General features: G+C 68.6%; 22 protein-coding genes and 1 riboswitch. Of the genes, 2 read left to right on the forward strand and 20 right to left on the reverse strand.

The annotated features are described in order from the left end of the window. Positions 1-5: 5 nt before the first annotated feature. The 7 genes from M6E97_RS21840 to M6E97_RS21870 all read right to left on the reverse strand — a co-directional run bounded on the left by M6E97_RS21840 (position 6) and on the right by M6E97_RS21870 (position 6,232). The gene (locus tag M6E97_RS21840; protein WP_033989617.1) at positions 6-530 is read right to left on the reverse strand and encodes a retropepsin-like aspartic protease family protein; all 525 of its coding nucleotides are present in this window, start codon (positions 528-530) and stop codon (positions 6-8) included. Then, a complete protein-coding gene (locus M6E97_RS21845) occupies positions 527-1,540 on the reverse strand; it encodes an esterase-like activity of phytase family protein (RefSeq protein ID WP_174217645.1) in 1,014 nt (337 codons plus the stop codon). Before M6E97_RS21845 ends, M6E97_RS21840 begins: the two co-directional genes overlap by 4 nt. Further along, the gene (gene parE, locus M6E97_RS21850; RefSeq protein WP_003095690.1) at positions 1,540-3,429 is read right to left on the reverse strand and encodes a DNA topoisomerase IV subunit B; all 1,890 of its coding nucleotides are present in this window, start codon (positions 3,427-3,429) and stop codon (positions 1,540-1,542) included. Before parE ends, M6E97_RS21845 begins: the two co-directional genes overlap by 1 nt. A gap of 11 nt (positions 3,430-3,440) precedes the next feature. After that, a complete protein-coding gene (locus M6E97_RS21855) occupies positions 3,441-4,061 on the reverse strand; it encodes a YqiA/YcfP family alpha/beta fold hydrolase (protein WP_003110317.1) in 621 nt (206 codons plus the stop codon). A gap of 132 nt (positions 4,062-4,193) precedes the next feature. After that, the gene (gene cpdA, locus M6E97_RS21860) at positions 4,194-5,012 is read right to left on the reverse strand and encodes a 3',5'-cyclic-AMP phosphodiesterase (protein ID WP_003135609.1); all 819 of its coding nucleotides are present in this window, start codon (positions 5,010-5,012) and stop codon (positions 4,194-4,196) included. Positions 5,013-5,165: 153 nt separating this feature from the next. Continuing rightward, entirely contained in the window at positions 5,166-5,624 is a 459-nt protein-coding gene (locus M6E97_RS21865) for a DUF1249 domain-containing protein (protein ID WP_003095693.1), read from the reverse strand. Next, positions 5,615-6,232, reverse strand: coding sequence for an NUDIX domain-containing protein (locus M6E97_RS21870; RefSeq protein ID WP_003095694.1), 618 nt, complete (start codon positions 6,230-6,232; stop codon positions 5,615-5,617). The genes M6E97_RS21865 and M6E97_RS21870 overlap by 10 nt, the downstream gene beginning before the upstream one ends. Before the next feature lie 242 nt (positions 6,233-6,474). Between M6E97_RS21870 and M6E97_RS21875 the strand changes: the two genes are divergently transcribed. Further along, complete coding sequence (locus M6E97_RS21875) at positions 6,475-7,221, forward strand: RsiV family protein (protein WP_016264100.1); 747 nt, start codon at positions 6,475-6,477, stop codon at positions 7,219-7,221. A gap of 53 nt (positions 7,222-7,274) precedes the next feature. On the opposite strand, the gene thiC is transcribed toward M6E97_RS21875, so the two are convergent. Further along, complete coding sequence (gene thiC, locus M6E97_RS21880) at positions 7,275-9,158, reverse strand: phosphomethylpyrimidine synthase ThiC (RefSeq protein WP_003135615.1); 1,884 nt, start codon at positions 9,156-9,158, stop codon at positions 7,275-7,277. 89 nt (positions 9,159-9,247) lie between these two features. Next, a riboswitch (TPP riboswitch) is annotated at positions 9,248-9,384 on the reverse strand. Positions 9,385-9,613: 229 nt separating this feature from the next. Between thiC and opmH the strand changes: the two genes are divergently transcribed. Next, positions 9,614-11,062, forward strand: a complete 1,449-nt coding sequence (opmH, locus tag M6E97_RS21885; RefSeq protein ID WP_023099992.1) for an efflux transporter outer membrane subunit OpmH — start codon at positions 9,614-9,616, stop codon at positions 11,060-11,062. Positions 11,063-11,127: 65 nt separating this feature from the next. Here the strand turns inward: opmH and M6E97_RS21890 are convergent, their stop codons facing one another. From M6E97_RS21890 to M6E97_RS21945, 12 genes are all read right to left on the reverse strand, one after another. Further along, entirely contained in the window at positions 11,128-11,832 is a 705-nt protein-coding gene (locus M6E97_RS21890; RefSeq protein ID WP_023099993.1) for an NAD(P)H-dependent oxidoreductase, read from the reverse strand. 50 nt (positions 11,833-11,882) lie between these two features. After that, positions 11,883-13,064: an arginine--pyruvate transaminase AruH gene (gene aruH / locus M6E97_RS21895; protein WP_003135629.1), complete on the reverse strand. Its 1,182-nt coding sequence runs from the start codon at positions 13,062-13,064 to the stop codon at positions 11,883-11,885. A gap of 22 nt (positions 13,065-13,086) precedes the next feature. Beyond that, entirely contained in the window at positions 13,087-14,766 is a 1,680-nt protein-coding gene (locus tag M6E97_RS21900; protein ID WP_078463843.1) for a 5-guanidino-2-oxopentanoate decarboxylase, read from the reverse strand. Between the two features lie 42 nt (positions 14,767-14,808). Then, entirely contained in the window at positions 14,809-16,899 is a 2,091-nt protein-coding gene (locus M6E97_RS21905; RefSeq protein WP_003095707.1) for an acetate--CoA ligase family protein, read from the reverse strand. A gap of 66 nt (positions 16,900-16,965) precedes the next feature. Then, the gene (locus M6E97_RS21910; protein ID WP_003095708.1) at positions 16,966-18,126 is read right to left on the reverse strand and encodes an acyl-CoA dehydrogenase family protein; all 1,161 of its coding nucleotides are present in this window, start codon (positions 18,124-18,126) and stop codon (positions 16,966-16,968) included. Between the two features lie 20 nt (positions 18,127-18,146). Next, on the reverse strand, positions 18,147-18,938 hold the full coding sequence (locus tag M6E97_RS21915; RefSeq protein WP_019484702.1) for an enoyl-CoA hydratase/isomerase family protein: 792 nt from the start codon (positions 18,936-18,938) through the stop codon (positions 18,147-18,149). 258 nt (positions 18,939-19,196) lie between these two features. Continuing rightward, entirely contained in the window at positions 19,197-20,609 is a 1,413-nt protein-coding gene (locus M6E97_RS21920) for an amino acid permease (protein WP_003095711.1), read from the reverse strand. Between the two features lie 183 nt (positions 20,610-20,792). Next, positions 20,793-23,045 (reverse strand): ATP-binding protein, encoded by a 2,253-nt coding sequence (locus M6E97_RS21925; RefSeq protein ID WP_023094242.1) that lies wholly within the window; start codon positions 23,043-23,045, stop codon positions 20,793-20,795. Further along, entirely contained in the window at positions 23,042-23,818 is a 777-nt protein-coding gene (locus M6E97_RS21930; protein ID WP_019485809.1) for a substrate-binding periplasmic protein, read from the reverse strand. The genes M6E97_RS21925 and M6E97_RS21930 overlap by 4 nt, the downstream gene beginning before the upstream one ends. Before the next feature lie 3 nt (positions 23,819-23,821). After that, entirely contained in the window at positions 23,822-24,556 is a 735-nt protein-coding gene (gene aruR, locus M6E97_RS21935; RefSeq protein ID WP_003109882.1) for a two-component system response regulator AruR, read from the reverse strand. Positions 24,557-24,673: 117 nt separating this feature from the next. Then, the gene (locus tag M6E97_RS21940) at positions 24,674-25,321 is read right to left on the reverse strand and encodes a TetR family transcriptional regulator C-terminal domain-containing protein (RefSeq protein ID WP_019485810.1); all 648 of its coding nucleotides are present in this window, start codon (positions 25,319-25,321) and stop codon (positions 24,674-24,676) included. A 76-nt stretch (positions 25,322-25,397) separates the two neighbouring features. Next, complete coding sequence (locus tag M6E97_RS21945) at positions 25,398-26,489, reverse strand: ABC transporter substrate-binding protein (protein WP_003095722.1); 1,092 nt, start codon at positions 26,487-26,489, stop codon at positions 25,398-25,400. Position 26,490: the final 1 nt, after the last annotated feature.

The following is a 26,490-nucleotide window of genomic DNA, read 5'->3' on the forward strand; positions in this document are numbered from 1 at the left end:
GTACCTCACGGAGAAGTGTTTTGGCGCAGCACCAGGGTGCCGTCGCGCTGGGTGAATTCGAGTTGTTTCAGGGCGCTCATGCCGAGTAGCACCTCATCGCCGTCCATGCCCGGCGCAATCAGCGCCGCGACCCCGGACAGGCGGATATCGCCGAGTTGCAGCTGGTCCAGCCGCGTGCGCCAGCCCGTGGCGCGGCCGTTGGCCGTGCTCAGGGTGATCGGCGCGCCGCGCTCCAGCGCGAGTCTTGCCGCCAGGGCTTCCGGCACCGCCACCTGGGTCGCCCCGGTATCGAGCAGGAAGGTCACGCCCTGGCCGTTGATCTGCCCGTTCAGCAGGTAATGGCCCTGGCGGCTGCTGGCCAGGCGCAACTCGATGTAGCCGTCGCCATGGATCGATTGCGGCGCCTGGTTCGGGTTGCGCTGTCGATCTTCCCAGACGCCGAAATAGCGCGTCGCCAGCGCCAGGCCGGCGATCCACGCCAGCACCAGCATGATCCGTCCCAGCCGCTGACCGGGCGCCTGTTGCGTCACTTGTCCCCCAACCAGCCGCCGGCGGGCGCGGCGAAGCGCAGGACGAAGGGCCGCACGTCGCCATCGGCGCGCGCATGGTCGCCATTGTCGATGCCCAGCCAGGCGCCCTTGTCGTCCAGCGACAGGGCTTCCGCGACGCCATAAGGCAGCTCGTAGCGACGCTCCGGCGCCAGGACCGCCGAGGCGAACGACCAGCAGCGCTCGACCTTGGCCTGGGCCAGGTCGCGGCGGCAGATCTGATGCGCCAGGCGCTCCAGGGTGAACAGCTTGCCGCGGTAGAAGGCGAGGTCGGAGAAATCCTTCGGCAGCTTGCGCGCGCTGCCCAGTTCCGGCGGCGGCTCGATCTTGCCGCCCTCGGCGAGCAGTACGCAGCTGCCCTCGTAGCGCCAGGCACTGTTGTCGCGGTGGGCCACCAGCAGGCCGCGGCGCTCGCGCTCGGCAGCCAGCCAGAGGCGCTTGCCCTCGGGGTCGACGGCGATCCCTTCGAACAGCGCGTTGAAATTCATCAGCATGCCGCTGGCCCGCGCTTGCGGCAGCAGGCCGGGCGGCAGGCGCAGCCAGTTCGGCGCGCCGCTCACCGGCAGTTGCAGGACCGCCGCGTGCGCCTCGCTGACCAGGTAGCGATTGCCGGCGGCATCGCAGGCGATGCCTTCGAAGTCGAGGTTGCCGCCGCGCACCAGGCCACTGAGCCAGACCCGCGTGCTCATGCCCCAGGGCAACCCACTGTCCGGCGGGGTCGGAGCGATGAAACTCTCGGCCTCGGCCTGCCAGGGCTGGTCGGAGCCTTCGGCCGAGGGTTGCAGGCGATACAGGCGGTCGTCGTCGCGGTCGGAAACCGTCCACAGCGCGCCGCCACACCAGGCCAGCCCGGAGAGGTTGCCGCCGCGCATGCCCTCCACCGCATGTTCGGAGATGAAGCTCAAGGCTGCCGGAACCGGTGGCTCTGGCGGCGCCTCGGCCGCCTGGACCAGGCCCCCGAACAGGCCGAGGATGGCCAGCAGGCGGCGCATCAGACCAGCACCTCGGCCAGGTTGCCCTTGCTTTCCAGCCAGGACTTGCGGTCACCGGCGCGCTTCTTGGCCAGCAGCATGTCCATGATCTCCAGGGTACCGGTGGCGTCCTCCAGGGTGAGCTGGACCAGCCGTCGGGTATTCGGATCCATGGTGGTCTCGCGCAGTTGCAGCGGATTCATTTCGCCAAGGCCCTTGAAGCGGGTGACCTGCGGCTTGCCGCGCTTCTTCTCGGCGGCCAGGCGCTCGAGGATGCCGTCGCGCTCGGCTTCGTCGAGGGCGTAGTAGATTTCCTTGCCGAGGTCGATGCGGTACAGCGGCGGCATCGCCACGTAGACGTGGCCGGCTTCCACCAGCGGGCGGAAATGACGGACGAACAGCGCGCAGAGCAGCGTGGCGATGTGCAGGCCATCGGAGTCGGCATCCGCGAGGATACAGATCTTGCCGTAGCGCAGCTGAGCCAGGTCGCTGGCGCCCGGATCGACGCCGATGGCCACCGCGATGTCGTGGACCTCCTGGCTGGCGAGCACCTCGCCGCCGTCCACTTCCCAGGTGTTCAGGATCTTTCCGCGCAGCGGCATGATCGCCTGGAATTCCTTGTCCCGCGCCTGCTTCGCCGAGCCGCCGGCGGAGTCGCCCTCGACCAGGAACAGTTCCGCGCGCATCGGTTCCTGTCCGGCGCAGTCGGCCAGTTTGCCGGGCAGCGCCGGCCCCTGGGTGATCTTCTTGCGCTCGACCTTCTTGCCCGCCTTGAGGCGACGCCCGGCATTGCTGATCGCCAGTTCCGCCAACTGCAGGCCGATCTCGGCGTGCTCGTTGAGCCACAGGCTGAAGGCGTCCTTCACCACGCCCGAGACGAACGCCGCCGCCTCGCGGGACGACAGGCGCTCCTTGGTCTGCCCGGAGAACTGCGGCTCCTGCATCTTCATCGAGAGGACGAAGGCGATCCGCTCCCAGACGTCCTCGGGCGCCAGCTTGACGCCGCGCGGCAACAGGTTGCGGAACTCGCAGAATTCGCGCATGGCGTCGAGCAGGCCCTGGCGCAGGCCGTTCACATGGGTGCCGCCCTGGGCCGTGGGAATCAGGTTGACGTAGCTTTCCTGCACCGACTCACCGCCCTCGGGCAGCCACAGCAGGGCCCAGCTCACCGCTTCCTTGGAACCTTCGAGGTTGCCGCAGAAGGGTTCATCGGGCAGGCGCGGCAGCTCGGCGACCGCGTCGGTCAGGTAGGAGCGCAGGCCGTCCTCGAAGTGCCACTCGACGCGCTCGCCGGTGTTCTTGTCCTCGAACACCACGCTCAGGCCCGGGCACAGCACCGCCTTGGCCTTGAGCACATGCTTGAGGCGGCTGACCGAGAACTTCGCCGAATCGAAATACTTCGGATCCGGCCAGAAATGCACGCTGGTACCGGTATTGCGCTTGCCGACCGTGCCGATGACTTCCAGGTCGCTGTCCTTGAAGCCGTCGGCGAAGGTCATCCGGTACTCGTTGGCGTCGCGCTTGACGCGTACCTCGACCCGGGTCGAGAGCGCGTTCACCACCGAGATGCCGACCCCGTGCAAGCCGCCGGAGAACTGGTAGTTCTTGTTCGAGAACTTGCCGCCGGCATGCAGCTTGGTAAGGATCAGCTCGACGCCCGGCACGCCCTCTTCCGGGTGGATGTCCACCGGCATGCCGCGGCCGTCGTCGATGACTTCCAGCGAGTTGTCCTGGTGCAGGATCACCTGCACGCTCTTCGCGTGGCCGGCCAGGGCTTCGTCGACGCTGTTGTCGATGACTTCCTGGGCCAGGTGGTTGGGGCGGGTGGTGTCGGTGTACATCCCCGGGCGCTTGCGCACCGGGTCGAGGCCGGAAAGGACTTCGATGGCGTCTGCGTTGTAAGTAGCCATGGGGTCTCTATTCAGTCAAAAGTCGAAAAATCGGTGTCGCGCCACAGCGCCGACGGGTAGCCGGCGAACGCCAGCAGCGCCGGCAGGTGCCGGGCGAAGCCCTGGAAGCCGTGGTCGCCGCCGGCCTGGATGCGTAGCGCGCAGGCTCGGTAGAAGGCCTGCGCGGCGCGATAATCGAGGGTTTCGTCGGCGGTCTGCAGCCATACCTGGTAGCGCTCGGGACGTTGCAGGCGCGTGACTTCCAGTTCGGCCAGCGCCGCCACGTGGTCCTCGGTGAGTTCCCAGGTCTCGCCGCTGTAGTGGTTGGTCTGCGCGCCCAGGTAGCCGTCGAAGGAGCGATGCGGGGCGACCGCCGGATTGACCAGGATCGCCGCCAGGCCATGGCGCTCCGCCAAATGGGTCGCATAGTAGCCACCCAGGGAGCTGCCGACCAGCACCGGTCGCCCGAGCTCGGCAATGGCCCGCTCCAACTGGGCGATGGCCTGCCGTGGGTGATGGTGCAGGGCCGGGACGCGCAGGCCTTCGGCCAGGCCCAAGTGGCCGAAAGCCGCCTGCAGCTGGCGCGCCTTGTGCGATTCGGGCGAACTGTTGAAGCCGTGGATATACAGCAGGGATGGGCTGGTCGCAGTCATCGGGAACGGGCTAATGGGCTTCAACTCGGTAGGGAAAGCCGAACGGTACCAGCTTCCAGGCTTCATCTTCCAGCCTGCGCGCCGATCGGCAACGACGCACGCGGCCGCGGCATCCCGCGACCGGGGGGCATGTCAGTATCCGGCGGTGTCGTAGTCCACTTCGAAGACGACGTCGTCGACCCGCGAGATCCCCGTCTCCAGGCGCCCGTCGTCGTGCAGGCGCAACCAGCGGTAGCCCGGCGCCAGGCGGTCGAGGGTGAAGTCGCTGCTGCCGGGGGCGAACTGTACGCAGGTGGACGGCGAGGCCAGCAGGCGCAGCGGGCCGCGCTGGCGGTCGAACTCCTGGTGAATGTGCCCCCACAGCAGGCAGCGCACCTGCGGATAGGGCGCCAGCAGGTCGAACAGCGCCTGCGGGTTGCGCAGGCCGATGGGGTCCATCCAGTCGCTGCCGATCGGCACCGGGTGGTGATGGAAGGAAACCAGCAGGAAGCGTTCGCCGGCGCTGTCGATGGCGCGCCGCAGCAGGTCGAGCTGGTCGTCCTCGAGATAGCCCGGCACCGCGCCGGGAATGCTCGAGTCGAGCAACACCACGCGCCAGTTGCCGACGTCGACGACCTGCTCCAGCAGGTCGCTGCCCTCGGACGCCCGCTGCATCGGCTCGCGTTCGTCGTGGTTACCGGCGAACCAGCGCAACGGCGCGGCCAGCGGCGCGCTCAACCTGCGGAAGCGTGTGTAGGAATCCAGGCTGCCGTCCTGGGAGACGTCGCCGGTGGCGAGGATCAGGTCGATCCGCGGTTGCTCCCGGGCGACCCGCTCGACCACCTTTTCCAGGCTATGGGCGGTATCCATGCCGAGCAGGCGCGCGCCGTCCTCGGCGAACAGGTGGCTGTCCGAAAGCTGCACCAGCAGTACGGAGGCGTCGGTGGCGGGAGTGTTCGAATGGCGTGACAAGGGGCCGTCTCCTGAAGGCGAGGCGTCCGCGGTGAATGGGGTGATTATGGTGACCGACGAAAGTGGCGGCAAACCCGGAAAGCGGAACAGATCACAGTTGCGAGGACTACTTTTGGCTTGATGCCATTCAACTGGCCTTTTGCCTGCAACCGCTCAGCGCTGGGCCACCGGCACCATCTCGTGGCCGCAGGCCAGGCAGTGGGCGAGCCACTCGCCGAGGAACAGGTTGAGCTGGTTCTTCTCGTCGGGCTGGTGCATCGCCTGGTTCGGGTAGGGATAGATCGCCATCAGCCGCCGCGCCTGTTCGGCGCCGATCACCTCGGCCATCCGTGCATCGTGGTAGACCCGCACTTCCAGCCGCGGCGCCGGCAACCAGGGCAGGCCCAGTTCCTGGCGCACCTGCAGGGTGGTGGTGTACGGGCAGGCCTCGGTCACTTCCAGCGCCAGGACGCCGAGCAGCCGCTCCCCTTCGCTCAGCGCGACCCGGCGCGAGGCCTGTGCCTCGCGCATGTCCGGGAGCAGGCGCATGAGCCGCGCGTAGTTCGCTTCGCAGGTCGCCTGCAGGCTGGCCAGGTCGACCCGGTAGCGCTCGCGCAGCAGGTTCAGGCCCATAGCCCACGCACCTCGGCCCGGTTCAGGGCCAGCCACTGCAGGGCGATGATGCTCGCCGCGTTGTTGATCCGCCCGTCGCGCACGGCCTGCAGCGCATCTTCCAACGGCCAGACGTGGACGCGGATGTCCTCGCCCTCCTCCGGCAAGCCATGCACGCCGCCGACGCCTTCGCTGTCGCAACGGCCGACGAACAGGTGCACCACCTCGTCGGTGCCGCCCGGCGACGGCAGGTACTGGGTTATCGGCCAGAGCGCACCGAGGGTCAGCCCGGCCTCCTCCATCGCCTCGCGATGGGCCACTTCCTCCGGTTGCTCGTCCTTGTCGATCAGGCCGGCGACCAGCTCCAGCAGCCAGGGGTTGGCGAGCTTCTGCATCGCCCCGACACGGAATTGCTCGATGAGCACCACGCAATCGCGCTGCGGGTCGTAGGGCAGCACGCAGACCGCGTCATGGCGGACGAACAGTTCCCGACTGATTTCCCGGCCCATGCTGCCGTCGAACTGGCGATGCCGCAGGCGCAGGCGATCGAGACGATAGAAGCCGCGGAAGCATTCCTCGCGCTGCACGAGCTCGACGTCACCGGGGGCGGGTTTGAAGGTTTCGGACATCCTCGACTCACTTCACTCGGGTATGTGGGTTTCGCGCCATCCTATCGCGGCCCGGCGCAGGGCGCAGCCACTTTCAGGACGGCTCGGGAAAACTTCGTGGCGCTCGCCGCGCGGGCGTGTTTCCCGGCCACGGCTAAGCCATACTTGGGGTTTGCGCGGGCCGAACTCAAGCGCGGCGCCAGGGTCGAAACGGACTGGTCGACGCTTCGAGCCCGCCCATCCACCGTCGCAAAAGGAATCCCATGCGCCTTCTGAAATTCGCCGCCCTCGGCAGCCTGGTCGTTCTGCTGAGCGCCTGCCAGAGCTTCTTCAAGCCCGGCCTCGACGACCCGCTGCCCACCGAGCGCCTCGCCAGCGAGCACCTGAAGCCCGGCTGCCAGGGCGAACAGTGCCCCTTGGTAAACATCGACACCCTGAAGTTCCCCGACGAACCGCAGCTGGACCCGATCGTCGAGCGCGCCCTGCTGGAAATGACCCGGGAAAACAACGAAACGCCCCTGCCGGCATCGCTGGCGGACTACGAACGGCAGTTCCTGGACAGCGCCGAACCGGGCTGGAGCAGCTACCTGCAAGCCAAGGTGCGCGAACAACATGACGGTCTGGTGATCATCGAGCTTTCCAGCTACCTGTTCACCGGCGGCGCCCACGGCATGCCCGGTCGCGGCTTCATCAACTACGACCGCAGGCAGCACAAGGTGCTGAGCCTGCAGGACATGCTGGTTCCCGGCCAGGAAGAAGCCTTCTGGAAACAGGCCGAGCTGGCACACAAGGCCTGGCTGCTGGCCAACAAGCTCGACCAGGACGCCGATTTCCAGAAGACCTGGCCGTTCCAGCGCACCCCGCACGTGGCATTGACCTTCGGCGCGGTGACGCTGAAGTACGACGCCTACTCCATCGCACCGTATTCCTTCGCCCACCCCGAACTGAAGATCCCGTATCCGCGCCTGAACGGCATCGTCAAGCCGAACCTGTTCCCCGGCCGCGGCTGACGCTTCCGACACCCCGAATCCCCTCGCCGCGGCGAGGGGCCCGGTGGCGCGACCTACACCTGCCTGTAGATCACCGATCCTTCGTCCTTGAAGCGCGCCGCCTGCTCCTGGAAGCCGGCCTCGATGGCCTTGCTCTCGTCGGACAGGCCGTTCTCCTTGGCGTAGTCGCGGACTTCCTGGGTGATCTTCATCGAGCAGAACTTCGGTCCGCACATGGAGCAGAAGTGCGCGACCTTGGCCGAGTCCTTCGGCAGGGTCTCGTCATGGAACGCCCGCGCGGTGTCCGGGTCCAGGCCAAGGTTGAACTGGTCCTCCCAACGGAACTCGAAGCGCGCCTTGGACAGCGCGTTGTCGCGGATCTGCGCGCCCGGGTGGCCCTTGGCGAGGTCGGCGGCATGGGCGGCGATCTTGTAGGTGATGATCCCGGTCTTCACGTCATCCTTGTTCGGCAGACCCAGGTGCTCCTTGGGCGTGACGTAGCAGAGCATGGCGCAGCCGAACCAGCCGATCATCGCCGCGCCGATGCCGGAGGTGATGTGGTCGTAGCCGGGGGCGATGTCGGTGGTCAGCGGGCCGAGGGTATAGAACGGCGCCTCGTCGCAGCACTCCAGCTGCTTGTCCATGTTTTCCTTGATCAATTGCATCGGCACGTGGCCGGGGCCTTCGATCATCACCTGCACGTCGTGCTTCCAGGCGATCTTGGTCAGCTCGCCGAGGGTTTCCAGCTCGCCGAACTGGGCGGCGTCGTTGGCGTCGGCCACCGAGCCCGGACGCAGGCCATCGCCCAGCGAGAAGCTGACGTCGTAGGCCTTCATGATTTCGCAGATCTCTTCGAAATGCGTGTAGAGGAAGTTCTCCTGGTGGTGCGCCAGGCACCACTTGGCCATGATCGAGCCGCCGCGGGAAACGATACCGGTGACCCGCTTGGCGGTCAGCGGCACATAGCGCAGCAGCACGCCGGCGTGGATGGTGAAGTAGTCGACGCCCTGCTCGGCCTGTTCGATCAGGGTGTCGCGGAAGATTTCCCAGGTCAGGTCCTCGGCGACGCCGTTGACCTTCTCCAGCGCCTGGTAGATCGGTACGGTGCCGATCGGTACCGGGCTGTTGCGCAGGATCCACTCGCGGGTTTCATGGATGTGCTTGCCGGTGGACAGGTCCATCACCGTGTCGGCGCCCCAGCGGATGCCCCAGGTGAGCTTCTCCACCTCTTCCTCGATCGACGAGCCCAGCGCGCTGTTGCCGATGTTGCCGTTGATCTTCACCAGGAAATTGCGGCCGATGATCATCGGCTCAAGCTCGGTGTGGTTGATGTTCGCCGGAATGATCGCGCGGCCGCGGGCGACTTCCTCGCGGACGAACTCGGGGGTGATTTCCTTCGGGGTGTTGGCACCGAAGCTGTGCCCCGGGTGCTGCTGGTCGAGCAGGCCGGCGGCCCGGGCTTCCTGCAGCTTCATGTTCTCGCGGATGGCGATGTATTCCATCTCCGGGGTGATGATGCCTTTCTTCGCGTAGTGCATCTGCGAGACGTTGGCGCCCGGCTTGGCCCGGCGCGGCGTGCGCACGTGGGCGAAGCGCAGGGCGTCGAGGCTGGCGTCGGCCAGGCGGGCCTGGCCGAACTCGGAGGTCAGGCCTGGGAGGATCTCGGTGTCGCCGCGCTCGTCGATCCAGCGCGAACGCACGTCAGGCAGGCCCTTGCGCAGATCGATGCGGACCTCGGGGTCGGTATACGGGCCGGAGGTGTCGTAGACGAACACCGGCGGGTTCTTTTCGCCGCCGAAGGCGGTGGGGGTGTCGGCGAGGGAGATTTCCCGCACCGGGACGCGGATGTCCGGGCGCGAGCCGGTCAGGTAGACCTTGCGCGAGTTCGGGAAAGGCTGCGTCGACTGGCGGTCGAGCTGCTCAAGGCGGGTGATGTTGTTCTTCTGCGTTGCGCTCATCGATGGCTCTCCTGGGTGATTGTCGGGAGAACCTGGCACGCGGGGCCACCGGGACTGGTGGCGAGAAGGACGCGCCGGCAAGGCAGGCATGGCGCGGACATCTTGTTCCCTACGCGGGTTGCTGCGGTCCGCGCGAGGCGGAACCGGACGCTAGCCCGATCAGGTTCAACGGGATCCGGAACTATCCGATCTCAGCCCCTCGTATAGGGCACCCCGACAAGAACCCCGGCAGTCTAATCAACACCGGCGGGATACGCCAACGGGAAAACGCCCCGCCCGACCGGCAGTCATGGTCCAGTCCGGCGCCCTCTCGCCAGGGAAGACGCAGATCCCCGCACGTTCGCCGGCACATCGATCCGGACTGGCTCTTCGATCAGTTGCCGCGCAGGTGCCTTGACCGCTACCGGTAGCGACCTTAGCCTTGCCCCACCTCGCATCTTTTCCAGGACGAACGAATGCTGCGCAGACTCTCCCTGGCGGCCGCCGTGGCCGCTGCTACCGGTGTCGCCTGGGCCGCCCAGCCGACCCCGCTGCCGACCAAGACCGACCTGATCAGCGTCTACAAGGAAGCCGTCGACAACAACGCCGACCTCGCCGCCGCCCAGGCCGACTACCTGGCGCGCAAGGAAGTGGTGCCCCAGGCCCGCGCCGGCCTGCTGCCGCAACTCGGCGCCGGCGGCCGTATCGGCGACTCACGGATCGCTCTCGACGAACCGGCCGCCACGGTCAAACGCAGCAGTCATGTGGTCCAGGCCAGCCTCAGCCAGCCGCTGTTCCGCGCCGACCGCTGGTTCCAGTGGCAGGCCGCCAAGGAAACCAGCGACCAGGCCAAGCTGGAATTCTCCGCGACCCAGCAGGACCTGATCCTGCGCAGCGCCGAGACCTACTTCACGGTGCTCCGCGCCCAGGACAACCTGGCCACCAGCAAGGCCGAGGAAGCCGCCTTCAAGCGTCAATTGGACCAGGCCAACGAGCGCTTCGACGTGGGCCTTTCCGACAAGACCGACGTACTCGAGGCCCAGGCCAGCTACGACACCGCCCGCGCCAACCGGCTGATCGCCGAACAGCGCGTGGACGATGCCTTCCAGGCCCTGGTGACCCTGACCAACCGCGACTACAGCGCCATCGAGGGCATGCGCCACACCCTGCCGGTGGTGCCGCCGGCGCCGAACGACGCCAAGGCCTGGGTCGACACCGCGGTGCAGCAGAACCTGCGCCTGCTGGCCAGCAACTACGCGGTCAACGCCGCCGAGGAAACCCTCCGCCAGCGCAAGGCCGGGCACCTGCCGACCCTCGATGCCGTGGCCCAGTACCAGAAGGGCGACAACGACGCCCTCGGCTTCGCCAACAGCGCCGCCAATCCGCTGGTGCACTACGGCAAGGATGTCGAGGAACGCACGATTGGCCTGGAACTGAACATCCCGATCTACACCGGCGGCCTGACCTCCTCCCAGGTCCGCGAGTCCTACCAGCGCCTCAACCAGAGCGAGCAGTCCCGCGAAGGCCAGCGCCGCCAGGTGGTGCAGGACACCCGCAACCTGCACCGCGCGGTGAATACCGACGTCGAGCAGGTCCAGGCGCGGCGCCAGGCGATCATCTCCAACCAGAGTTCGCTGGAAGCCACCGAGATCGGCTACCAGGTCGGCACCCGCAACATCGTCGACGTGCTCAACGCCCAGCGCCAGTTGTACGCCGCCGTGCGCGACTACAACAACAGCCGCTACGACTACATCCTCGATACCCTGCGCCTGAAGCAGGCGGCCGGCACCCTCAGCCCGGCCGACCTGGAGGCGCTCAGCGCCTACCTGAAGCAGGACTACGATCCGGACAAGGACTTCCTCCCGCCGGACCTGGCCAAGGCCGCCGCCGAGCAGTTACAGAGCAAGCCGCGCCAGCAGTACTAGCACGAGCGAAGACGCCCCCGGTCGGGGGCGTCTTCGCTTGACTGGCCTGGCGCGCGTCGCCCGGGTCAGCGCGCCAGCGGCTGGAGCAGCGCGTCGAACTGCTCCAGCCGCGGGAACCGCAGGGGTTCATCCTGCTCGAGATTTTCCAGCCGCGCCCGGTAGGCGCGCAGGAAGTTGCCGCGCGCTTCCTCGCTGATGTATGGCACGTGCCAGGCGACGAAGGGCTCCAGCACCTGCATGCCGACATAGGCCAGGGTGCCGCGCAGGATCGGCCGCAGCATGTCCTCCAGCGGTCCGTGGACGGCACCCTCGCCGAACATGTGCTGGCGCCCGCCCAGGGTCAGGCTGACCAGAGCCTTCTTGCCGGCCAGGCCACCCTGGTCGTAGAAGCGCTTGCCGCCATAGCAGACCCCGGACACCAGTACCCGGTCGAACCACCCCTTGAGGATCGCCGGCACCGAGAACCAGTAGATCGGAAAGTTGAGGATCAGCAGGTCGGCCCACAGCAGCTTGTCCAGCTCGGCCTGGATGTCGGCGGCCAGGCTCTGGCGCTTGACGCCCTCGCGCTGCTCCAGGGCGTAGACCAGGTAGTCGGGATCGGCGCGTTCGGCGAAGTCGGCGGCACTGGCCACCGGATTCCAGTTCATCGCGTAGAGATCCGAGACCTGTACCGCGTGGCCCTGGCCTGCCAGGGTCTCGCATGCCTGGTCACAGAGCGCGCGGGTGAAGGATTGCGGTTCGTTGTGGGCGTGGACGATCAGTACGTTCATCGTGGTTTCCGAATCGTGGTGACCGGCCGCATCGCTCGCGGCCGAGGGGTTCAGGCCTGGCCGAGCAACTCGGCGGCGCACAGCGCGATGCGCCGACAGGCTTCGCGCAGCGGTTCGGCGCCCAACACCAGGCCGAGGCGGATGTGACCGGCGGCGCTCGGGCCGAAGGCTTCGCCGGCGAGCACCGATACGCCATGGCGGTCCAGCAGGCGGTCGGCGAAGGCCTGGGCGGAAAGTCCGGTGGGACGGATGTCGACCATCACGAACATGCCGCCGTCCGGGCGCAGTGGACGCAGGCCGGGGCTGTCGGCCAGGCACTCGATTACCAGGTCGCGGCGGCGGCGGTAGGCCTCGCGCATCGCCTCCAACTCCGGCAGCGGCGCCTCCAGCGCGGTGCAGGCGGCATCCTGGATGAATTCCGGCGAGCCATAGAGCATGCACAGGGCGAGGTTCTCCAGGTGCGCGCAGAGCGCCGCGGGACCGACCACCCAGCCGACCCGCCAGCCGGTCATGGCGTGGGATTTCGACAGGCTGTTGAGGGTCGCGGTACGTTCGGCCATCCCCGGCAAGCTGGCCGGGCTGACGTGCTCGCCGTCGAACAGCAGTTCGCTGTAGACCTCGTCGGAGATCATCCACAGGTCATGGGCCGTGCACAGCTCGGCCAGGGCTTCCCAGGTGGCCCGCGGCAGGCTGGCGCCGGACGGGTTGTGCGGGCTGTTCAGCGCCATCGCGCGAGTGCGCGGGGTGATCAGTGCGGCGACCTCCTCGGCCTGCACGCGGAAGCCATTCTCGGAGCGCACCGGCACCGGCACCACCCGCGCGCCACAGGCGCCGAACACCGCTTCGTAGGTGACGTACATCGGCTCGGCGACTATCACCTCGTCGCCCGGATTCAGCAGGCACTGCACCACCGCGTACAGCGCGCACTGGGCGCCGGCCAGCACCACCACCTGCTCCGCGTCCACCGCCTGGCCGCTGCGCTGCCGGTGGCGTTCGGCGATGCGCTGGCGCAGGGCGCGCTTGCCGCGCACGTCGGCGTAGTGGGTGTTGCCGGCCAGCAGGCTGTCGATGGCCGACTGGACGATGGGCGCCGGGGTATCGAAGTCGGGGTCGCCGACCGACAGCAGGAGGATTTCCTCGCCCTGCTCGACCCGTGCCAGCGCGCGATAGTGGATGTCCCAGGCAGCGGCGCCGTCGCCGGCGATACGTTGGGTGAAGTCGGAATAGCGCATGGATGCTCTCCTTGTCCGGCGGTCAGCGCGCGCAGGCGTGCCGCAGTTCGATCAGGGTCACGCCGGGCTGCCCGAAGCCGGCGCGCAGGTCGCGCTCCAGTTCGTCCAGGTCCTGCGGCTGGCGCACCGCGCAACCGTAGGCGCGGCCCAGCAGGGCGAAGTCGGGGTTGCGCGGCAGCACGCCGACCGGCTCGATGTCCAGGCCGAGCATGTCGTCGCGGATCTGGCCGAGCGCGCCGTTGTTCCACAGTAGCACCACCAGCGGACTGTCCAGTTCCTCGCTGGCGGTGGCCAGTTCCTGCGCGGTGTAGAGGAAGCCGCCATCGCCGACCAGCACCAGGCCCGGGCGCTGCGGGGCGCCGAGCTTGGCGCCGATGCCGGCCGGCAGGCCGTAGCCGAGGGTGCCGTAGCCGGTGGGATGCAGCCAGCTGCGCGGTGCTCGGCTGGCGAACGCGTAGTTGCCGGTATAGGCCAGTTGGGTCATGTCGGTGCTGACGAACGCATCGGCCGGCAGCGACGCGGCGATCCGGTCGAGGATCGCCTGGTGCAGCGCCTGCAGCGGCGCGTGTGCCGCGCGGATCTCCGCGCGCAGGCGCGCCACCCTCGCGGCGGCCGGCGCGGCGTCGCGGGCCTCCTGCGGCAGGCGCGCCAGCAGCGCTTCCAGGGTCTGCCGGGCATCGCCCCTGAGCGCTACGGCAGAGGGATAGAAGTCGTTGAACTTGCGCGGGTCGATATCGACGCGGATCAGTTCGCCGGACAGCGGCAGGCGTTCGCGCCAGAAGTCGGTGTCGGCCATCTCGGTGCCCACCGCCAGCACCAGGTCGGCCTCGGCGATCATCTCCCAGCCCGGCGCTACGCACAGGCTGGCCCCGGCGTTGAGCGGCGCGTCCGGCGGCAGCAGACCCTTGCCGGCGACGCTGGTGAACAGCGGCGCGGCCAGGCGCTCGCTCAGCGCGGCAAGCGCCTCGCCGGCCGCCAGCGCGCCGCCGCCGGCGATGAGCATTGGTCGCCGGGCCGCAGCCAGGCGCTCCGCCGCCGCCCGCAATGCCTCGCTGCACGGCACACCACGACCAGGGCGGCGCGCCACGGCAGCGCTCCAGTCATGGGCCACCGGCGCGGCGAGCACGTCGAGCGGGATCGAGATATGCACCGGGCGCGGACGCTCGCTGTCGAACACCGCGTAGGCCCGGGCGATCAGTTCGGGCAGCTGTTCCGGGCTCAAGGCCAGGGCGGAGAAGGCAGTGATCGGCGCGGTCATGGCACGCTGGTCCTGGGTCTCGTGCAGGCAGCCCCAGCCCTTGCCCAGGCTGGCGCTGTGGTTGACGCTGGAAATCACCAGCAGCGGTACCGAGTCGGCGTAGGCCTGGCCGATGGCGGTGGCGACGTTGGTCACGCCCGGCCCGGTGATGACGAAGCACACTCCCGGCTTGCCGCTGACCCGCGCATAACCGTCGGCCATGAAGCCGGCGCCCTGCTCGTGGCGGGTCAGCACGTGGCGGATGCCGCTGCCCGGAAGTCCGCGGTACAGCTCGAGGGTGTGCACGCCGGGGATACCGAAAACGGTATCCACGCCGTAGTTGGCCAGCAAGCGGACCAGGGCCTGGCCGGCGGTGAGGGTCTTCTGTGGTTGCATGGGCAATATCCTCGTCCAGTTCGGCGACCATCGGAGTCGCCGCTCGCGCCGCAGCGCTCTTGCTCCCATTCCCACAAGCGGGAGGGGGAGCCGTAGTGTCCGCCCGGGCCTTCAGCCATTGGCCAGCCGGATCAACGCATCCACCGCCAGCGCTCCCTCGGCATCCGCCAGCAATGGGTTGACGTCCAGCTCCAGCAAGCGCTCGGCATGTTCGCAGGCGAATTCGGCGACCGCGCGGATCGCCGCCACCAGGGCCTCCATGGATACCGCCGGGCGACCGCGGAAGCCGCTGAGCAACGGCGCGCTGCGCAGGCTCAGCAGGGCATCGCGGATCGCCGCGTCGGTGGTCGGCAGGAGCAGGCTGCGACTGTCGCGCAGCAGCTCCACGAGTATCCCGCCGGCACCGATCACCAATGCCAGGCCGAAGCCCTCCTCGCGCTTGACCCCGACGATCAGCTCGGCCAGCGGCGCGCCTGCCATGCGCTCCAGCAACACACGCTCGAAGACCAGTTGCGGCGCGTGCCGGGCCAGGCTTTCGCGCATGTCGAACAATGCCGCCTCCAGCGCCGCCTCGTTGCGCAGGCCGAGCGCCACGCCGCCGGCCTCGGTCTTGTGCGGCAGCGCGGCGCTGACCGCCTTGAGCACCAGCGGGAAGCCGAGGTCGAGGGCCGCTTCGCGGGCCTGCCCGGGGGTGCTCAGCACCCCCGGGGGCAGTGGCAGGCCGAAGGATTTCAGCGCCTGCTTGGATTGCCACTCGTCGAGCAGGTAGCCGTCGCCCGCCAGCGGCCCTGGGCAGATCGGCACCAACGCCGCCTCGCCGCGCTCCAGCAGCGCCGCGCGGCGCTGGCGGTAGCGGGCGATCCGTCCCCAGGCGGCGAGACCATCCTCGACGCCTTGCAGCGCGGCGACGCCCTCGCCGTGCAACAGCTCGCGGGCCCGGGCCGGCAGCAGTTCCGGGAACGCCGAGGCGATGAAGCCGACTTTGCCGTGGCGCTTCAGCGCGGCGCAGTAGCGTTGCAGAAGCAGGTCGCACTGCGGCCGCTCGCCGGTTTCCTCGCCCGGATAGTCGAGCACCAGCAGGGCGGCGTCGGCAGGGCTGCGCAAAGCGCTGTCGAGCATTTCCTCCAGGGCCGCGGCATCGCCCCAGATGGCGGTGGTGAAGTCCAGCGGGTTGGCGATGTTGGCGTAGTCGGGCAGTACCCCGGCCAGTTCGTCGCGCTGTCCGGCGTCGAAAGACGGCAACCCCAGGCCGTTGCGCTCGGCGTAGTCAGCGATCAACCCGGCGTCGCCGCCGGAACAGGCCAGCGCGACCAGGCTCGGCCCGCCAGGCAGGTGGCCGCAGGCGGCGGCCTTGAGGGTTTCGACGAAGCTCACCGGGCCGCTCACACGGATTACCCCGAGGCGCTCGAACAGGCTGTCGTAGAGCGCGTCGGAACCGGCCAGGGAACTGGTGTGGCTGAGCGCGAGGGCCGCGCCGATCTTCGACACTCCGGTCTTCAGGGCGATCACCGGCACGCCTTTCTGCAACGCCTTGTAGGCCGCGCGGGCGAACCCCGGGACGTTCTTCAGACCTTCCAGATGCAGGCCGATGGCAGTCACCCGCGGCTCGTCGAGCAGCACGTCCATCAGCTCGGCGATGCCCAACTGCGCCTGGTTGCCCACCGATGCCATATAGGCCACCGGCAGCGAACGGTCGCTCATCGACAGGTTGTAGGCGAAGTTGCCGCTCTGCGTCAGCACCGCGACGCCCCGCTCCACCTGCCGACCGCCATGTGCCACCGGCCATAGCGCGGCGCCGTGCAGGTAGTCGAGCAAGCCGTAGCAGTTCGGGCCAAGCAGCGCCATTTCGCCGGCGGCGGCCAGCAGCCGGCGTTGCACGGCCAGGCCCTGTTCGCCGGTTTCGGCGAAGCCGGAGGCATAGCAGATCGCCCCGCCGGCGCCTTTGGCGGCGAGCGCGGCGACCGCGTCGAGGGTCAGTTCGCGGTTGGTGGCGACGAACGCCGCGTCCGGGCCGCACGGCAGGTCGGCGACGCTGGCCACGCAGGGTACGCCTTCGAGTTCGGCGTGCTGCGGATTGACCAGCCACAACTGGCCGGCGAAACCGCCTTCGGCACAGCGTTTCAGGGCACGCGCCATGCCACGGCCGCCAATGAAGGCGAGATGCCTGGGTGCCAGCAGGCGCTTGAGGTTTTCACGATTCATGTCGGTTCTCGATTCGGAACATGGCAGCCTTCCCCTCTCCCCTGGAGGGAGAGGGGAGCCAGGACTTCAACGCAGCAACGGCCGCAGCAGTTCGCGGGAAACGATGTGCCGCTGGATTTCCGAAGTGCCCTCCCAGATCCGTTCGATCCGTGCGTTGCGCCAGATGCGCTCGACCGGTCCTTCATCCATCAGGCCCATGCCGCCGAAGATCTGCACCGCTTCGTCGGCGACCTTGCCGAGGGTCTCGCTGGCGAACAGCTTGGCCATGCCGGCCTCGCCGTCGGTCATGGTGCCCTGGTCCATCTTCCAGGCGGTGTGCAGGGTCATCAGCTCGGCGGCACGGATCTGCGTGGCCATGTCGGCGAGCTTGAAGGAAACGCCCTGGTAGCTGCCGATCGGCTGACCGAACTGCTTGCGATCGGCCGCCCAGCGCAGCGACAGGTCGAGGGCGCGCTGGGCCTGGCCGACGCAGTTGGCGGCGACCATCACCCGTCCGGCGGTGAGCCAGGCGTTGGCCACTTCCCAGCCCTTGCCGACCTCGCCGAGTACCTTGGAGGCCGGCACCCGGCAATCGTCGAAGAAGATCTCGTAGGTGTGGTAGCCACGGTTGCTCACGCATTTCGGTCCGCGGCGCACGGTCATCCCGGGCGTGCCCTTGTCCACCAGGAAGGCGGTCACCGCGTTGCGCTTGCGGCCGTTGTGCTCGTAGCTGTCGGTGACGGCGAAGACGATGGCGAAGTCGGCGTGCCCGGCGTGGCTGATGAAGTGCTTGCTGCCGTTGATCACGAAGGCGTCGCCGTCGCGCACCGCGCGGGTCTTGATCGAATTGGCGTCGGAGCCGGCGCCCGGCTCGGTGAGGGCGAAGCAATCGGTCTTTTCGCCCTGCACGCAGGGCAACAGGTAGTCGCCGAGCTGTTCTCCGGTGCAGGCCATGAGGATCTTCGAGGGCCGCGCGACGAATACGTGGAGGGCCCAGGAGACCTTCGACAGCTCGCGTTCGACCAGCGCCTGGGACAGGTAGTCGAGGCCGCCGCCGCCCACTTCCTCGGGCATGTTGAAGGCATAGAAACCGGCGGCGAGGGCCTTGCCGCGAATCTGTGCGGCCAGCTCCGGCGACACCGCGTCGGCGCGGTCGACATCGTCCTCGTGGGGCAGCAGTTCCTTCTCGACGAAGCTGCGCACCGCCTCGACCAGCATGTCCTGTTCCTGGGTCAGCCTGAAATCCATGGGAATCACCTGCTCGGCGCCTAGCGCCCGCTGAATTGAGGGGAACGTTTCTCGGCCACGGCGCGCAGCGCCTCGGCGGCATCCTCGCTGCGCCCGCAGAGCAGCCCGGCGGCCTGCTCGGCCCGCAACTGCTCGGCCAGCGAGCGCCCGGCGCCGTCGCGCAGCAGGCGCTTGGTCTGGGCGAAGGCAAAGGTCGGACCGCTGGCGAGACGCGCAGCGAAGGCGCCGACCGCCTCAACCAGGCGCTCGTCGGCGACCACCTCGCCGACCAGTCCGGCGCCCAGGGCTCGCTCCGCGCTCCAGGCTTCGTCGAGGAACAGCAGGCGCTTGGCCGCCTCGCTGCCGAGCAGCCGTGGCAGATGCCAACTGGCGCCGGCGTCCGGGCAGTAGGCCATGCCGGTGTAGCCGGCCTTGAAGCGCGCCGAGGCGGCGGCGATGCGGAAATCGCAGCACAGCGCCAGGTCCATGCCAGCGCCCACGGCGCTGCCGTTGACGGCGGCGACTGTGGGTTTGTCGAGGGCGTGCAGGCGCCCCATCAGGGCGTGGGAGGCCTCGGTCCAGCCATAGCGTTCCAGCTCGCCACGGGCTTCAGCCGCCGCCCATTCGGCGAGATCGGCCCCGGCGCAGAAGCTGCGTCCGCTGCCGCCGAGCACCACAGCGCGCACTGCCGGGTCGCGCTCGCAGGCATCGAGTCGGACGTGCAGGGCCTCCAGGGTGGGGATATCCAGCGCATTGCGCTGTTGCGGACGATTCAGGACGAGCCAGGCGATCCCGGCTTCGACCCGCGTCTGCAATGGGGAAAGGTCAGTCATGCGGCCCTCGTTCTTATTGTTGGTTGATGGCGATCGCGGCTTTCAGGCAATACTAAACACTCGTTCAACAAGACCACAATCCACCCATTCGGGTGTATGTAACGGCCCTGCGGCAGGCGCAAAGCCACACGCCATGCGATCCGCCGAAAAGCGGCGGAGGCCCGCGCGAGCCGGCTGTTACAACTTCGAACAAACCAACCAGGCGAAAACGAAAACGCCCGCCGGATGCGGCGGGCGTCGGGTCCTGCGAATGGCCGTTCAGCCGGCCCGTCCCAGGGCGGGGTCGCCCAGTCCCTGCGGCTGCCGGCGACGAACCACGTAATAGGCCAGGTAGCAGGCGGCGATGAAGCCGAAGCCCCAGTACAAGGACGGCCGCTGGGTGGGATCGAGGGCGAGGAAGACGAACAGCGAGCAGCACACGGCGATGCAGGCCAGCGGCACCAGCGGGAACAGCGGCGCGGCATATTTCAGCTCGGCGACCGTGCCGCCGCTGGCCATGTGCTCGCGGCGGAAGCGGTATTGGGCGTAGGCGATGACGATCCAGGTGACGGTGCCGGACATCCCGCTCACCGCCATCAGCACCATGAACAGGGTGTCGGCTGCGACCACGCTGGTCAGCAACGAGAGCAGGGCGAAGCACAGGGTGATCAGCAACGCGTAGAGCGGCACGCCGCGCGCGCTGAGCTTCGACAGGCCGCGCGGGGCCATGCCGGTCCTGGACATCGCCCAGAGGATCCGCGTCGAGGCGTACAGGCCCGAGTTGCCTACCGAGAGGATGGCGGTGAGGATGACGAAGTTCATCAGGTCCGCCGCGTAGGGAATCCCGACCATGTCGAACACCTGCACGAACGGGCTTTCCATCAGCCCGGCCTGTTGCCAGGGAATGATGGCGGAAAGCACGACGATGGCCAGCACGTAGAAGATCAGTACGCGGAACACCACGTTGCGCACCGCCCGCGGGATGCTCTTCTCCGGTCGCTCGGTCTCGCCGGCGGCGACGCCCATGATCTCGCAACCCTGGAAGGCATAGACCACCGTCATCATCACCGCGAACACCGCCGACAGGCCGTTGGGGAACAGCCGCTCGCCGACCAGGTTGGAGAACATCGGCGCCGGCGCACCGCTCTTCAGTTCGATACCGCCGAAGATCACCAGTCCCCCGACCACGATGAACACCAGGATCGCCGCCACCTTGATCCCGGCGAACCAGTACTCGGCCTCGCCGAAGGCGCGGGTCGCCAGGGCATTGAGGGAGAACAGCACAACCACGAAGAAACCCGACCATAGCCACACGGGCACCTCCGGGAACCAGCGGGTCATGAGCATCCCGGCCGCGGTGAATTCCAGGCCTACCGTGGAGGCCCAGCTCATCCAGTAGACCCAGCCGATCATGAAGCCGGTCGCCGGGCCGATGAAACGCGTCGCGTGGGCCTGGAACGAACCGGAGACCGGCATCTGCACCGACAGCTCGCCGAGGCAGACCATCACCAGGTACATCAGCACCCCGGCCACCAGGTAGGCCAGCACCGCGCCGGCCGGGCCGCCCTGGTTGATGGTCACGCCGGAGCCCATGAACAGCCCGGTGCCGATCACCCCGCCGAGGGACAGCATGAAGATGTGGCGGCTCGCCAGGGCCCGGGTGAGTTGCAGCCTTTCCTTGCCGTCAGCCATGGCGCACCTCCGGATGAGGGTACGTGCAGGGGTCTTCGAGATGGCTCATTATTCTTGTCTCCACTCTGTCAGAGGCCGTGTCTTGCGCACGGATGAGCGGATTATTGGCGGCGGATGTAAGACGCCGTTGAACGCGCGGATCGAAGATGTAAAAAGCTGTAAGGAAGTTGTTCGCCGCGCCGCTCAACCGGCCGCTGCGTCGGCTTCGCCGAGGAAGCCGGCGCGGCGCAGGGCCTCGGCACCGTCGCGGCGCAGGCTACCCAGGCGTGCGCCCCAGGCCCGCGGGTCGACCCCGGCCGCGCCCAGGGCCTCGCGCTCCAGCTCGCCCAGGCCGGCGCCGAGCGCCACCAGGCCCATGGACTGGCAGCTTCCGGACAGGCGATGGGCGATGTTCGCCGCCTCGGCCAGGTCCGCCTGGTCCAGGGCTTCGGCTAGCAGCGGCAACTGCTCGTCCAGGCTTCCCAGCAGGTTGCCCAGCAGTCCGGCGAGCTTGTGCCGCCCCAGCAGGCGGCGGTGGGTCTCGAGCATCTGCCGGTCCAGCGCGGCGTCCGCCGCAAGCGCAGGCACGCTGGTGCCGACCTCGCCCAGCGCGCGGCGCAGCTCGTCCATCCGCAGGGGCTTGCCGAGCACGCCCTGCATGCCCGCGGCGAAGTACCGACGCACCATGTCCGGCTGGATGCTGGCGGTGAAGGCGAAGATCGGCGTGGCGCGGTTCAGGCCATCGAGCTGCCGGCGAATCCCGGCGCAAAGCTCGAGGCCAGCCATCCCCGGCAGGTGCATGTCCAGCAGGATCAGGTCGAAGCGCCGCTGCCGGCACAACGCCAGGGCCGGCCCCGCGTCCTCGGCCAGCATCACCCGGTGGCCGTCCCGCTCGAGCAGGCCCTGGGCCACCTCGCGGTTGAGCGCCACGTCCTCCACCAGCAGCACCTCCAGCGCAGACACCGATGCCGCCGGCGGCGTCGCGCCGGACAAGCTCGCCAGCGCCAGCTCGATCTCGAACCAGAACGTGCTGCCCTGGCCGACCCGGCTTTCCACGCCGATCCGCCCGCCCAGCGCTTCCACCAGCCGCTTGCTGATCGCCAGGCCCAGGCCGGTTCCGCCGTAACGGCGGGTCACGGCGTCGCCGCCCTGGGTGAAGCGTTCGAAGATGCGTTCGCGCATTTCCTCGGGAATGCCGATTCCATCGTCCGCGACGCTCAGCCGCAGGCGCTCGCTTCCTGCGCTGCGCGCCAGCCGCTCGACGCGAACGCGCACCTCGCCGGCCTCGGTGAACTTCACCGCGTTGCCCAGCAGGTTGGTCAACACCTGGCGCAGGAACTGCTCGGCGCCGCGATGGCCGTCATGAACCTGTGGGTCCAGCCACAGGTCCAGCCGTGTGGCGTTCTCCCGCGCCCGTGGTTCGAGCAGGGTGAGGACGTCCTCGAGCAGGCTCCGCAAGGAAAAGTCCACCGCTTCCGGCACATCCGCCGCTTCCTCCAGCCGGGCGAAGTGGAGGACCTCGTTGAGGATCGCCAGCAGTCCCTCCCCCGCTCTCGCCAGTGCCCGCAGGCGCTGGCGGTCACGCTCGCCGAGCGATGCCTCGCGCAGCAGCTCGGCCATGCCCAGGATGCCGTTCAGCGGGGTACGGATCTCATGGCTCATGGTCGCGAGAAAACGGCTCTTGGCGCGGTCGGCGGCTTCCGCCTGGTCCTTCGCCCGGCGCAGGCTGGCGGTGCGTCGCTCGACCTGCCGACGCAACTCGTCGCGGTCGGCGTCGCGCCGGCGGCGATCGGTGCGCAAGGCCTGGCGCATGTCCTCCAGGGCGGTGGCGACGGCGTCGATCTCGTCGCGTTCGCGGTCCGCCTTGTCCAGTCGCAGCGGCTGTTGCAGGTCGCCTTCGGCGATATGCCCGGCGAACTCGGACATGCGCCACAGGTGCCGGGTGACCAGGCTGTGGAACAGCCAACTGAGGGCCACCGCCAGACCGCAAAGGAAACTGCCCATCCACAAGAGGCTGGCCAGGCCGCCGGAGGCCAGCCGGCGATAGACCGCCGCCAGGTCGATGGCGATCTCCAGCTCACCCAGTTGCCGACGCTCGCCCCCCGGCGGCTGGTAGCTCAAGGGAAAGCGCTCGACCCGCAGCAGGCCGCGTGGACGCTGGTCGCCCTGCAACAGGTTGAAGTCGGCGCTTTGCAGGCTGACACGGGCGATGTCGGGGAAATCCCCGAGGCCGCGCAACTGCACGTTCAACTGCTCCTGGTTGAGATCCCACAGGCTGCGCTCGAAGCTGGCCAGGTAGCCGCTGCGGATCAGTTCCAGGCGCGCCTCGATCTCGCGCATTTCGCGACGGTATTCGAAGAACAGCTGAACGGCGCCGGCGAGGACGGTGAAACACAGGCTGAACAGCAGCACCCGCCACAGCAGGCGCCGCGCCAACACTCCGCCGTGGCTGCTCACCAGGCGTCCGCGCGGTTGCCGGCGAGGCGCCGATAGTCGCGCACACTGTCGTCCAGCCAACGCTGGATGCTGCCGTCGTCGCGATAGCCACGCAGGGCCCGGTCGATCTCGTCCATCTTCGCCGCCAGCGGCGAGTGTCGCGAGACCGCCACTCGCAGGTAGTCCACCGTCAGCGGTTCGGGCAGCGCACGGATGTTCTCGCCGCCGGCCAGGCGCTCGGCGAACAGCGTGCCGGTGCGGCGTTCGTGGGCGATGTAGTCGATGCGCTGGCGCACCAGCTTGCCGAAGTTCTGTCGGCTGTCGGAAACCCATTCGACGTTGCCGTGGCGGCCGACGAAGCGGTCGAAGTCCGCCCCGTAGCTTTCGCCGAACAACAGCCCGCCGCGATAGCCGGCGAGGTCGCCGAGGGATCGGATGCGCACCGGCCGCTGGCGGTTGTAGAAGATCGCCACATCCTCGCGCAGCACCGGCTCGGCGGAAAACGCCAGGTCGCGATCGCGCGCGGGCGTGCGGTAGGCCAGTACCAGATCGACCCGTCCGGCGGCGGCGTCCAGCAGGCAGCGCCGCCAGTTGCCCAGCACCACCACCTCGACCCGGTAGCCCAGCGCGCCGAACAGCCGCTTCACCAGCTCCGGCGCCAGCCCCCGGACCTGCTGGCCATCGCTCCAGGAGATCGGCGGGTATACCGGATAGTCGCAATAGCGGATGGTCTCCGCAGCCTGTGCCAGGCCGCCCAGCAGCCATCCGTAGAGCGCCAGCCAGCGGGCCTGCATGGCTCAGGCGTCGCTGGCCGCGGCGGTGAACAGGTAACCGGCGCCGTGGATGGTGATGATCAGTTGCGGTTCGGCCGGGTCGTCGCGCAGCTTACGACGCAGGCGGCCGACCAGCACGTCGATGGAGCGATCGCTGGGCAGCCACTCGCGGTTGCGGATCTGGTCCATCAACTGGTCGCGGCTCAGGGTATGCCCGCTGTTGCGCAGGAAGGCGCCGAGCAATTGGAATTCGCCGTGGGTGAGCAGGGTCTCGTTGCCCGCGTGGTCGATCAGGCGGCGCCGGTCGGCGTCCAGCAGCCAGTCGCCGAACTGCCTGAGGGCCTGCCGGGCGGGGGCGGCGCTGGCCTGGGCATGGCGCACCCGGCGGATCAGGTTCTTCGCCCGCGACACCAGTTCGCGCGGGTTCAGCGGCTTGATCACGTAGTCGTCGGCGCCGCACTCCAGGCCGACGATGCGATCGATCTCGTCGTTGCGCCCGGTGATCAGGATGATCCCCACCTCGGAGCGCACCCGCAGCTCGCGGGTCAGGGTCAGGCCGTCCTTGCCGGGCAGGCGGATGTCCAGCAGCACCAGCTCGACCGGCTGGCCGAGATGGGCGCACTCGGCAAGGCAGGCTTCCGCCTGCTCGGCGTTGCCGGCGCAGAGTACGTCATAGCCCTCCTCGCCGAGATAGGCCTGGAGAAGCTCACGAATCACCGGGTCGTCGTCGACCACCAATACGCGCGGAACCATCGCCATCACCTTGCGCCTCCGGCGGGCCGGGGCGTTTCTTGTTCTGGGTTGTCGGACGGTGGGCGGAAGGGGCCGGGGCGCCTTCCGCTGCCAGCAGCAGCCTATCCACTACTGAACGGACGATCAACAAGCTTCCGTCGCACGCCGGAAGCGGCGATGGGCGCCCGCCTCCAGGCCATCCACCCAGGCCTCGCAGATCTGCACGCCCTGCCGCGGCGTGAAGGTCGTGGGATTCAGCCCAGACTCCAGCCACAGCCCGTCGAGCAGGGCGCTGAGGCTGATGGCCGCCAGTTCCGCGTCGAAGTCCGCCCAGCCGCCCTCCTCCGCCAGTTGCCGCAGCACGCCGACCAGCAGCGCCCGGTACTCGCCATAGGAATGGTCGTGGACCCGCCCGATCGCTTCGATGCTGCCCACCGCACCCCAGAACGCCAGCCAGGCGTCGAGCAATTGCGGATCGAGCAGCTCGGCGGAGAAGGATGCCTCGAAGAACGCCGAGAGCCGCGGGCGGGCGCCGCCCGGCGCGGTGTCGATGGCACCGCGGAGCAGGCGCATGACGCGTCCGGTGACCGCCAGGTAGGCCTCGGCCACCAGCGCGTCCTTGCCATCGTAGTGGTGATTGATCAGGCCCACCGATACCCCGGCCTCGGCGCAGATCTTGCGCACCGAGGCGCCCTGGAAGCCATGCCGCTTCAGGCAGGCCAGGGTCGCCTCGATCAGCAGCGCCTTGCGCTGCTCTGGTTCCAGACGGGAAAAGCGCACTTCCTGGTTCATCCTTTCGCGGCTCCTGCTCGTCGCCCGCGACCACCGGCGGGCAGCCCCGATGATCGCAGGTTACGTGGCGCCCGTCTCACTGGCTGGCCCAGGCGTTGAAGCGCTCCTCCAGCTCCTCGCCATGCTCGACCCAGAATTCGTCGTCCATCGCCAGGCCCTGCTCCAGGTTCGCCGGCGCGGTCGGCACCCAGCTCGCCAGTTGCGCGGGCAGGCGCTGGGCGGCCTGGCGGTTGGTCGGCCCGTAGGGAATGTTCTCGACGTAGCGCACCTGGGCATCCGGGGCATTGGCGAAGGCGATGAAGCGACGCGCCTCGGCGCCGCGCTTCGAACCCTTGACCACCGCCCAGTAGTCCATGCCGTACAGGCTGCCCGGCCATACCAGGGCCAGGTTGCGTCCCGCGCGGTGGGCGTCGGCGATGCGCCCGGTGTAGGTGGACGTCATCACCACGTCGCCGGCGGCCAGCCACTGCGCCGGCTGCGCTCCCGCCTCCCACCACTGGATGTAGGGCTTGAGCTGGCCCAGCTTGGCGAAGGCACGGTCGGCGCCGGCGCGGGTCGCCAGCAGCGGATAGACCTGCTCGCGTGGCACGCCGTCGGCGAGCAGGGCGAACTCCAGGTTGTAGATCGCCCGCTTGCGCAGGCCGCGCTTGCCGGGGAAGCGCTGGACGTCCCAGAAGTCGGCCCAGGACGCCGGCGGCTGTTGCAGCCGGTCGGCGTCGTAGCCGATCGCCACGCCCCAGACCAGCGCGGCGGAACCGCATTCCTGGGCGGCATTGGCGATCAACTGCTGCTTGCCGCCGATGGCCTGCCAGTCCAGACGCTCGAACAGGCCGTCGTCGCAACCGCGCGCCAGATCCGGCCCCTCGACCTGGACCAGGTCCCAGTCGGCGTGACCGGTGTCGGCCATCACCTTGATCCGGGCCATCTCGCCGTTGTACTCGCTCTGCACTACGGGAATCCCGGTCTGCTGCGTGAACGGCTGGAAGAACGCCACCTCCTGGGCCTTCTGTCCGGCGCCGCCGTAGCCGACCACCACCAGGCCATCATCGGCCTGGACTGGCGCGAGGCCGCCGAACGCCAGCAGGACGGCACCGAGCAGGACGCGGCAAGGAAAAACCGGATGCGGACGGGCGCTGGCCGCGCGGCGCAATGGAAAGGAACGGTTCATG

Origin of the sequence: Pseudomonas sp. B111 (assembly GCF_026428275.1) — a bacterium.
GTDB lineage: Bacteria > Pseudomonadota > Gammaproteobacteria > Pseudomonadales > Pseudomonadaceae > Pseudomonas > Pseudomonas aeruginosa.